Raw genomic sequence first — 8,923 nt, forward strand, 5'->3', positions numbered from 1 at the left:
TAACGATTACCCAAATTACTCTTGTACTAAAGGGAAAGAGACAAGAATAAATAATTTCGAAAGTGGTAGCCGTGGAAAGGTAACTTTTCGCGTGAGAAAACAAATAATTAATGGTGTGCAAATATCAGATCGTCAAGTTGTAGAGATGTATGGCCGTCTAGGGGCTACAACGACAGACTTTAATAATTTGCCAATGTCTAGAATTACGATTACATCTGCAATTTTATATGTACCAGAAGAGTGCGTGATCAATGGTGGGCAGACCATTGAAGTAGAGTTTGGTGATTTGCCGGGGTCGGGATTGGATGGAAATAACTTTGAAAAGACGGTTCCTCTGACATTTCAATGCCGTGGTGGTGTTTTCGAAGGGGATGCTTTGAAGATCAATCTTGGTATTTCTGGAAAACCAACCTCTTTCAGTCAAGACTATCTGCGGACAACTCGGGATGGCTATCAAGGTGGAAATGTTATTTCCGATTTAGGGATAAAATTCAAACAGCTGGATGGTTCTCAGCTGAAGCTGAATACCTTCTATCCGGTTTCCATGCAGGGAAATATCGGTGACTGGGGCTTTATCGCGGCACCGGTAACCCCGTCAGGTGCAGATATTCCGGCGGGCGATTTCTATGCGACTGCCACCATCGTTGCCGAGTTCCAGTGAGGAGTTGTAATATGTTGCGGACATTGTGGATAGGTTTGGCGCTTTGCCCGATGCTGGCCGTGACGGCGGCTCCTCGTGCCAGCAATGACCTGGAATTGCTTGGCAATACGGTCCATCTCCATGGCAGGATCATCGATCAGCCATGTGTGGTTTCTCCTGAATCCCTTGATCAGGAGGTCGAGATGGGGGTAGTTGACGTGAAGGAACTCTATGCCAACGGAGTCGGGCAGCTAGTGCCGTTCTTCATTCGTCTGACCAATTGCAAGCCGGGTATTTTCCGCATGGCCAAGGTGACCTTTACTGGCTCGCAGGATACCGAACTAAGCGGCGGATTGGCATTCACGGCTGGGATTGCCAAGGGGGCAGGCATCCGCCTGTATGACGTGGCTCAATCACCTCTGAATTTGGGTAGTGCCTCCCGCGGCTATCTGCTAGGTGGTGCGGCAGATAATGAGCTGCAATTTTTTGCCAGGGTCGAAGGACATCCAGCGGCATTGACCGCCAAGAACATCCAGCCTGGCGACTATTCTGCCGTCGCCAATTTCATCGTTGCTTATGAATAAACTCAGAAATCATTGCGCTGGATGACTTTTGTATTGCCATGGCTGGGCCAGGTGATGACGCCACCTAGATAACTGGAAAGGTAAATACCTCCGGGCAATTGAATGAACTTGGCTTTTTGTTTGGGGGGCGTTAGCGCCGCGACCAGAGTGGCGACCAGAGCGTTATTGGTCAGCGCCTGCTGGTCAATGAAATTGACAATGGTATTTTTTATCTCAACCGAAATATCGCCATTATCCCGCTCCAGATCCCCAACAGAATCCAGATTGAACAGCGTCTTTCCCTGATTGTCAGTGGCTATCACGGTGGCCACTACTATTTCTCTGTTCATGGTCACAATATATTTACTCTTTCTGGTCATTTCTACCCAGTTGTCTGGTGCCTGACAATCTCTGTGATATCTGACTGTGGTCTCTTGATTATTGTAATAGTTGTTGGAAACATTATTTCCCTGCTGGTTCATGGTTGTGATAACGCATTGAACTTCTTCGGCCACAGGGTGACCGCTACGCAACAGGAAGATATTTTCGGATAATTTCCTGCTACTATTGTTGATGGAAAAATAGCTGATGGCTTCTTTTCCAACCAGAATTGAAATCTGCTCATCAGCTTTACGTGAAACTGGTTTTATCAAGGGCGTCAGTGAATCTATTTTCACATTCAGTGCTTTTTCCGTCTCGCTGGTCATATAGAGAGAAATCTGACCTAAATTGATAGTGCGTAGTGTATTTGCTGTCGCATAGTTATAAATGACGAGGGCTAGTGAAGTCAGCGAGACCAGCAGCAATGCAAACAGCAAAATACGCTTTGGGCTGAAATATCGGTCATATTTGCGGCGAGTATATTGCCGCCTGGCTTGAGGTGCAGGGGAAGGCGTCGGCGCATGAATTTCTTCCGCTGGTGCTGGCTCTTCACTTTCCCCTGCGAGCTCAATCGGAGCACAAAACATATAGCCAACCCGTGGAATGGTATCGATCGCATCCATTAAGCCGAAGGATTCCAGCTTTCTTCTCAACGAGAGTATCTGCCGGTTCAAATTGGTATCGGTATTGTCCTGATTTGGCCACAAGGCATCCTGCAGTTTGCTTCTTGGAATGACAGTGCCTGCCTCATCACACAGCATTTCGAGTAGCTCGGCTTCCTTGTTGCTGAGCTTGATGTCCTTGTCCCCTTTCGAGAGTCGGAATATTGCAGCGGAGAAAAAGATATCCTCTGCAATTTTATAAATTTTGTTACTCATGTGTGACTCGTCTTACTGCCAAGGAGTGCATTTTACCACCATGCAGTCTTTGTTCAAATAATGATAAATCGTCAATTTCTTTTATTATCATATGGTTAGCTTTCCTACTAAATGCATGGTGGAGGGTATGGTACTACAGCCAATTAATTTGGTTCAAAAAATGTGCAAAAAAAAGGCCGTTTATGTAATCGTTCTCACTTATTCAGACTAAGGAGGAGGATTTTGATACCACCAGCATTTTATTTTGAGCCATATGTGTATTTGGATGGCTCCACGGTGTCAATTTTTGTCGCATGAATAATTATTGCGACCTAATGATATTCTGAAATTGTTTCCGCTGTGGCTTGAGATTGCCGCCAAGATTGGGCCAGGGGAGCCAGTGGTCGGGCACCATAAAGCCGGGTAGGGTGCTGCGGATCCAGGCTGCCAGTTCGGAGTCGGGAACCGGTTCGCCGTGCCAGTCGATAAAGGCGGCGGGGCGTTGCCCCCACTCGTCGCTCGGTACCGGCACCACCAGCGCTTGGGCGACAGCGGGATGATCTACCAGTCGCTGCTCTATGATTTCGGGCTGGATGTTTTCGCCACCCGAGATAAAGAGGTTGTCGAGCCGCCCCTCTACCAGCAGTTCCCGTGCCGCAGTGAACCTCCCCTTGTCGCGGGTATGAAACCAGCCCTCGTCATCAAGGGGCAGTTCCAGCTCGCCATCTCGGTAGTAACCGGCAAACAGGGGGGCGCCGCGCACGCAGATCTCCTGCTCCCGGATGTACACCTCCCGCCCCGGTAGCGGTTTGCCAACTACGCCTGCATCGCCGGGGACCGCGGTGCAGACCTGACTGCCCATCTCGGAGAGGCCATAGCTCACCTTGGGTTCGAGCCCCATGGCGCAGAGGCGACTCACCAGCGGTTGCGGGATGGCGGCGCCACCGAGCAGCAATTCGCGCAGGCGGGTACGGGCGGGATCAAAACCCTCTGCCAGCAGGCGCCAGAGCTGGGTCGGCACCAGCGAGAGATGGGTAATGGGTTGCTGTTCAAGCCGCGCCTTGAGCGGCTGACTGCGATCGTCTAGCACCAACGTGGCACCCGCCAAAAAGACCCGAAACAGGATGGCGTAGCCGCCCACATGGAACAGTGGCAGGGAGAGCAGCCAGCCGGACTTCTCATCGAGGGGAATGAGGGTGGCAGAGCCGCGTGCCGAGGCCAGGTGGTTGCAGAGCCGGTGCACCACCGCTTTCGGCGTGCCGCTGGAGCCCGAGGTGAGGATCATGTTGTTGAGCTGGGTCGATGCCAGCGGCCATGTTTCCTCGCTTGCCGGCAGTTCGCGCGTGAAGTCGAGCTGCAGGGGCTGCCAGTTGCCAGCCGGGATCTCCCCTGCCGACCAGAAGGCATCGGCATCGAGTTGTACCGCCAGCTCGCGCTGCTTTTCGAGGGGGAAGGCGGGGTTGAGCGGGCAGAACACCACGCCGCTGCGCACGCAGGCCCACGCCAGCAGCACATCTTCCAGCGCACCGCGCACCACCGCCGCCAGATGAGCGCCACGACGCACTCCGGCTTGTTCCAGCTGTTGGCACAGGCTGTTGAGGCGGGCATCGAGCTGGCGATAACTGAGGGGGGAGACTGCGTGGATGGCAATGCGGTTCGGGGCTGTGATTGCCCGGTGGCGTACCGGGCAAGGTGTCTGTTCGGGTGAACGGGTGGGTTCAATCACGGTAATACAGTTGCTCCAGTCGGCTCAGGTCCGGTTTGCCATCTTCCCCCAGCAGGTTGCCCGCCATCCAGCGGCGGGTATCCAGACCCGGCGCCTGTTCGGGAGCCCATTCGCCTGCCAGATGAAAGAGCTGGTTCAGGCCCAGATCCGATTCGAAGCAGGAGGAGATGATCACCTTGAGCCGCAGTTCGCGGGCGCGGGCGATCAGCGCTTCGCAGTTGGCCAGCGAACCGAGCAGGGTAGGCTTGAGCACCAGTGCGCGCAGTTGCGGGATCGGCTCCCACGGCTTGCCTTGTGCCAGTAGTTCGTCCAGCGCTACCGGCATGCCGGTGCAGTTGGCGACAAAGGCGATGTCGGAAAAGTCGGCGCAGGGGTCTTCCAGATACTCGATGCGATTCGGGTCGAGGTGGCCACAGAAGGTCCACGCCTCCTCGCGAGTCCAGCCCTGGTTGGCATCCAGCACCAGCTTGAGGGAGGGGATGCGGTCGCACAGCAGGCGGATCAGCGCCAGCTCGTCACGCATCGGGTAGCGCGCCACCTTCAGCTTGGCCTTGCCGGGCGTGCGGTGCAGCCACTCTTTCCAGTTGCGCAGCAGCTCCTGGGGGGAGCCTTGAATGAGGGGATAGGGCTCCGGCAGCGGGTTGCGCTGCTCGGGCCATGTCCGGCGCGCGCAGTCGAGGCCAAATTGCACCGACGGCAGCACGGGGTTCGGGGTGTCGCCAGCGGCCAAGGCTGCCAGCGTGGCAAGGGCTTCTGCCTCTGCCTGTTGCAGGCTCTCTTTCGAGAAGCCGGGCAGGGGGGCAATTTCCCCCCAGCCGTCGTTGATGCGCACCAACAGCCCCTCTCGCGCCACCTCCACCTTGCCGTGAAAGGTCAGTGGCTGGGTAAAAGGCAGTTGATAGCGATACAGGGCTAGTGTCATCAGGGGTTCCGCTTGTATTTGGAGAAGTCGGGGCGACGCTTTTCGTTGAAGGCGTTGCGGCCTTCCTGACCCTCTTCGGTCATGTAGAACAGCATGGTGGCATTGCCCGCCAGCTCCTGCAAGCCAGCCTGACCATCACAGTCAGCGTTGAGGGCCGCTTTCAGGCAGCGCAGCGCCATCGGGCTGTTTTGCAGCATTTCACGGCACCAGCGCACGGTTTCGCGCTCCAGTTCTGCCAACGGCACGACGGTGTTGACCAGACCCATGTCGAGGGCTTGCCGGGCATCGTACATGCGGCAGAGGAACCAGATTTCGCGGGCCTTTTTCTGGCCGACGATGCGAGCCATGTAGGAAGCCCCCCAACCGCCGTCGAAGGAACCCACTTTCGGGCCGGTCTGGCCAAACTGGGCGTTGTCGGCGGCGATGGTCAGGTCACACATCATGTGCAGCACGTGGCCGCCACCGACCGCGTAGCCCGCTACCATGGCAACCACAGGTTTCGGGCAGGTGCGGATGTCGCGCTGGAAGTCGAGCACGTTGAGGTGGTGAGTCCCCTCGTCATCCCGGTATCCACCGTAGTCGCCACGGATCTTCTGGTCGCCGCCGGCGCAGAAGGCTTTCTCGCCAAAACCGGTCAGGATGATAGTGCCGATCTGATCGTCATAACGGGCATCGGCCAGCGCCTGCAGCATCTCTTTGACGGTACGGGGACGGAAGGCGTTGCGCACCTGGGGACGGTTGATGGTGATCTTGGCAATACCATCGTTGGACTTGTGATAGAGGATGTCCTCGTAACCGGCGGAGCAATCCTGCCACTCAACCGGAGCATACAGTTCAGCTTCCGTCATTGCTTCAATCATGACTCGTCTCTTCTTGTTGGTTGACCCACTCCGCGAGGAGTCGGGCAAAGTTATCAGGCTGATGGGCGTGCAGATTATGGCCGCCATCCAGCACCAAGTGGTTGATTCTGCGATCCTGGTTCGCCAGCTGGCAAGCCAGCTGATGGAATTTGTGATCCCGCTTGCCACTCACCCAGGTGACCGGCAGCTGGCTCGCCATGAGCCAGGGGACGAGATCCGGCTGCTTGCCTAGCGAAGTGGCGCGCAGCATGGTGGCGATGCCCTGACCGTCGTTGCCAAGGCGGCGGGCGATCTGGCGGGCCCGGGCCGCATCGTCAAGATCGGCAAACACCCCTTGCCGGTACCAGTCTGCCAGCACGTCAGCCAGGGGCTCACGCTCGAAGCGCCGCGCCCACTGTTCATCGTGCTGGATGCGGGCGGCCCGTTCACAGGCCGGTAACCCCGGGTTGCAGTTCTCCAGTAGCAGCCCCTGCAGCCCGGCTGGCTCGCGGCTGGCGTGATAGAGGGCCAGTCGCCCACCCAGCGAGTAACCCGCCAGCAGATAGCGTTCAATGTTGCGGCTGGCCAGCTCGGCGACCAGCCACTGGTGGCTCTGCTCAAAGTCGCTGACGTTGAGAGCGCTATGCTGGCCGTGGCCCGGCAGGTCGAGGGCGATGCAGCGGATGGCGGGCAGCCGGTCGATCACCGGTTGCCAGTCGCCGCCATCCCCCAGCAGACCGTGTAGCATCACCAGCGGCACATGGGCATTTTTATTTGCCACGGATGGCGGCCCCCAGCGCCTTGAGATCATCGGCCACCTGCTCGCTCGGTACCCGGATCTCGATCAAGGTAACGCCATGTTGGAGGGCGGCGCTGTAATCCTGTTCGAACTCGGCCAGTGTGGTCGGCGCCCGATAGGCGAGGCCAAACATGGCGGCGGCATGTTCAAAGCTGAGACCGTGGGGCAGCCGGTAGTAGCTCTCCAGCAGCTCCCCTTCGGTGGGCACCGGCAACATACGGAAGATGCTGCCGCCATCGTTGTTGAGCAGGATCACCACCAGCGGTCGGCTCGCCTTGCTGAGCAGGGCGAGGCTGTTGAGATCGTGCAGGGCGCTGAGATCACCAAGCAGCAGGGTGGTGGGCTCATCGCTGTCCTGCTCGATTGATTGGGCAAACCCGTAGGCGGTGGCGATCAGGCCATCGATGCCGGAGGCGCCACGGTTGGTCATCACCCGGCTCGGCCCCTTGCCCGTTTCGCCGAGCATATCCATCAGTCGGGCTGGCATGCTGTTGCCGACAAACAGTTGGCCTTCGATCAGGCGGTTGAGGCGATGGCAGACCCCAAGCTCGGAGAAGTGCTCGCAGGCGGCGGCGATCTGCTGGCTGGCGTTGTGTTGCAGCTCGGCCAATGTGTGCCAAGGGGCTTGTGTGGTGACCGGATGGGCCGCAGCAAAGGCGCTGGCACTGCAGAGCAGCCGGTTGCGCAGCCGGTAGTCGGGATCCAGCCGCGCCGGTTGCGGATCCACCAGCCAGTAATCCTGCCATGAATGCTGTTTGATGAACTGGCCGAGCCGCTTGGAGACCAGTCGAGCGCCAAATTGCAGCAGCACCTCGGCGCGGCCCAGCTCGGCGACGAATTCAGGGTCGTTGAGCGCCATATCCATGTGGATGAGGTTGCGGCTATCGAAGCGGATCTGGCTCTGCAGATCTGCCAGCAACGGCCAGCCGAGTTGCTCCGCCAGCGCGGCGGCGGCCTGTGCCTGATTCGGGTCGGTAATACGGCCAGCTACAACGATGCCGCGCTGTTGGCGAAAGGGTTCCCACTCCGCCTGAGGGGGGCAGGTGGCCTCGTTCTGTTGCCATGGACTCCAGGGCGTCTGCGAGTTGAGCCAGTCACCGAGGGGGGCCAGATAGTCGGAGAAATCCTGATAGTGCTCGCCCGGGTAAAGGGGCTCGGGGTACATGCAGTTGAAGTGCACCACCCCGGGGGTGAGCGCCTGCTTGGCCAAGGCTTGGTCCACCGAACTCAGCACAAACGCCGCCGGAATGGTCGGGGTGGGGCTCGGCAGGTTCTGCTGATAGACGGGGTAGCGGCCGAAGATCCCCTGCTGGTCGATCGCCTGATTGGCGCCGTTGTCGATAAGCTCGTGAGGGCGATCAGCGGAGAGAATAATCAGCGGCACGCCGGTGAGCTGGGCCTCTGCCACGGCGGGCCAGAGGTTGGCCACCGCAGTACCCGAGGTCATGATCACCGCCACCGGCCGGTTGCTCCCCTTGGCCAGCCCCAGCGCCATAAAGCCGAGACCGCGCTCGTCAAAGTGCAAGTGACGACGAAAGCCCTGATGCGCCGCGGCGGCCATGGTCAGCGGCGCGGAGCGGGAGCCGGGGGCCAGCGCGATGTCGCGCACCCCGAGGCGAAAGAGCTCCTCCAGCAAGAGGGAGGACCAGACGTGGTTGAAGGTGGCGTGCTGGCTCGAAAACGGTGTGCAGGCAAACTCTTCGCTGGCAGGCTCTTTACGGGTGGGCATAGGGGCTCTCGTAGCGTGAAAAGGGTGAATGACTATCCCAGCAGGGAGAGCACATTGGCGATCTTGTTGTCGAGTTCGGCCCACTCGGCGACAGGCTCGGAACCGGCGACAATGCCGGCACCGGCAAACAGGGTAACGCTGCCCGGTTGAATACGGGCGCTGCGAATGGCGACCGAGAACTCGGACGTCTCCCGACTCAGCATGCCGCAGGCTCCGGCGTACCAGCCCCGATCATAGGGCTCGAACTTGCGGATAAAGGCGAGCGCTGCCTCGCGCGGAGCACCGCCCACCGCCGGCGTCGGGTGGAGGGCGTCGAGCAGCTGCCAGTCGCAGACCCCGGGCTTGAGCTCGGCTTCGATATCGCACTTGAGATGCTGCAGCAGCCGCAGTTTGAGAATGCGCGGCTCGGTCAGGGTGGCATCGTGGGTCAGTGGCGCCAATCGGCTGAGGATGTCGGCATGTACCAG

Annotated in this window: 9 protein-coding genes; 2 read left to right on the plus strand and 7 right to left on the minus strand. The window is 58.4% G+C overall.

The window, feature by feature from the left end:
• Together AACS18_RS00415 and AACS18_RS00420 are read left to right on the plus strand one after the other, a co-directional pair.
• On the plus strand, positions 1 to 661 hold a 661-nt coding region (locus tag AACS18_RS00415), incomplete at its 5' end, for a fimbrial protein (protein WP_181363232.1).
• Positions 662 to 672: 11 nt separating this feature from the next.
• Positions 673 to 1,224 (plus strand): fimbrial protein, encoded by a 552-nt coding sequence (locus AACS18_RS00420; protein ID WP_108611975.1) that lies wholly within the window; start codon positions 673 to 675, stop codon positions 1,222 to 1,224.
• Positions 1,225 to 1,226: 2 nt separating this feature from the next.
• Here AACS18_RS00420 and AACS18_RS00425 read toward each other — a convergent pair whose 3' ends face one another.
• The 7 genes from AACS18_RS00425 to AACS18_RS00455 form a co-directional block, all read right to left on the minus strand.
• Positions 1,227 to 2,462 (minus strand): winged helix-turn-helix domain-containing protein, encoded by a 1,236-nt coding sequence (locus AACS18_RS00425; RefSeq protein ID WP_108611976.1) that lies wholly within the window; start codon positions 2,460 to 2,462, stop codon positions 1,227 to 1,229.
• Positions 2,463 to 2,763: 301 nt separating this feature from the next.
• Positions 2,764 to 4,167 carry an o-succinylbenzoate--CoA ligase gene (gene menE, locus AACS18_RS00430; protein ID WP_108611977.1) on the minus strand — a complete coding sequence of 468 codons (1,404 nt, stop codon included), beginning with the start codon at positions 4,165 to 4,167 and terminating at the stop codon, positions 2,764 to 2,766.
• Complete coding sequence (gene menC / locus AACS18_RS00435) at positions 4,160 to 5,089, minus strand: o-succinylbenzoate synthase (RefSeq protein ID WP_108611978.1); 930 nt, start codon at positions 5,087 to 5,089, stop codon at positions 4,160 to 4,162. Before menC ends, menE begins: the two co-directional genes overlap by 8 nt.
• Positions 5,089 to 5,949: a 1,4-dihydroxy-2-naphthoyl-CoA synthase gene (menB, locus tag AACS18_RS00440; protein WP_005363149.1), complete on the minus strand. Its 861-nt coding sequence runs from the start codon at positions 5,947 to 5,949 to the stop codon at positions 5,089 to 5,091. Before menB ends, menC begins: the two co-directional genes overlap by 1 nt.
• Positions 5,942 to 6,739: a 2-succinyl-6-hydroxy-2,4-cyclohexadiene-1-carboxylate synthase gene (gene menH, locus AACS18_RS00445; protein WP_108611979.1), complete on the minus strand. Its 798-nt coding sequence runs from the start codon at positions 6,737 to 6,739 to the stop codon at positions 5,942 to 5,944. Before menH ends, menB begins: the two co-directional genes overlap by 8 nt.
• The gene (gene menD / locus AACS18_RS00450; RefSeq protein ID WP_108611980.1) at positions 6,699 to 8,456 is read right to left on the minus strand and encodes a 2-succinyl-5-enolpyruvyl-6-hydroxy-3-cyclohexene-1-carboxylic-acid synthase; all 1,758 of its coding nucleotides are present in this window, start codon (positions 8,454 to 8,456) and stop codon (positions 6,699 to 6,701) included. The genes menH and menD overlap by 41 nt, the downstream gene beginning before the upstream one ends.
• 32 nt (positions 8,457 to 8,488) lie before the next feature.
• Positions 8,489 to 8,923, minus strand: a 435-nt coding sequence (locus AACS18_RS00455) for a chorismate-binding protein (protein WP_181363233.1), incomplete at its 5' end; no start/stop codon positions are given.

This window comes from Aeromonas sp. HMWF015 (assembly GCF_963878965.1).
In the GTDB taxonomy this organism is placed as follows: domain Bacteria; phylum Pseudomonadota; class Gammaproteobacteria; order Enterobacterales; family Aeromonadaceae; genus Aeromonas; species Aeromonas veronii.

Coding starts and splice junctions, on each gene's coding strand:
- AACS18_RS00425 (WP_108611976.1), bottom strand. CDS start 2,462: ATGAGTAACAAAATTTATAAAATTGCAGAGGATATCTTTTTCTCCGCT.
- menC (WP_108611978.1), bottom strand. CDS start 5,089: ATGACACTAGCCCTGTATCGCTATCAACTGCCTTTTACCCAGCCACTG.
- menB (WP_005363149.1), bottom strand. CDS start 5,949: ATGATTGAAGCAATGACGGAAGCTGAACTGTATGCTCCGGTTGAGTGG.
- menD (WP_108611980.1), bottom strand. CDS start 8,456: ATGCCCACCCGTAAAGAGCCTGCCAGCGAAGAGTTTGCCTGCACACCG.
- menH (WP_108611979.1), bottom strand. CDS start 6,739: ATGATCTCAAGGCGCTGGGGGCCGCCATCCGTGGCAAATAAAAATGCC.
- AACS18_RS00420 (WP_108611975.1), top strand. CDS start 673: ATGTTGCGGACATTGTGGATAGGTTTGGCGCTTTGCCCGATGCTGGCC.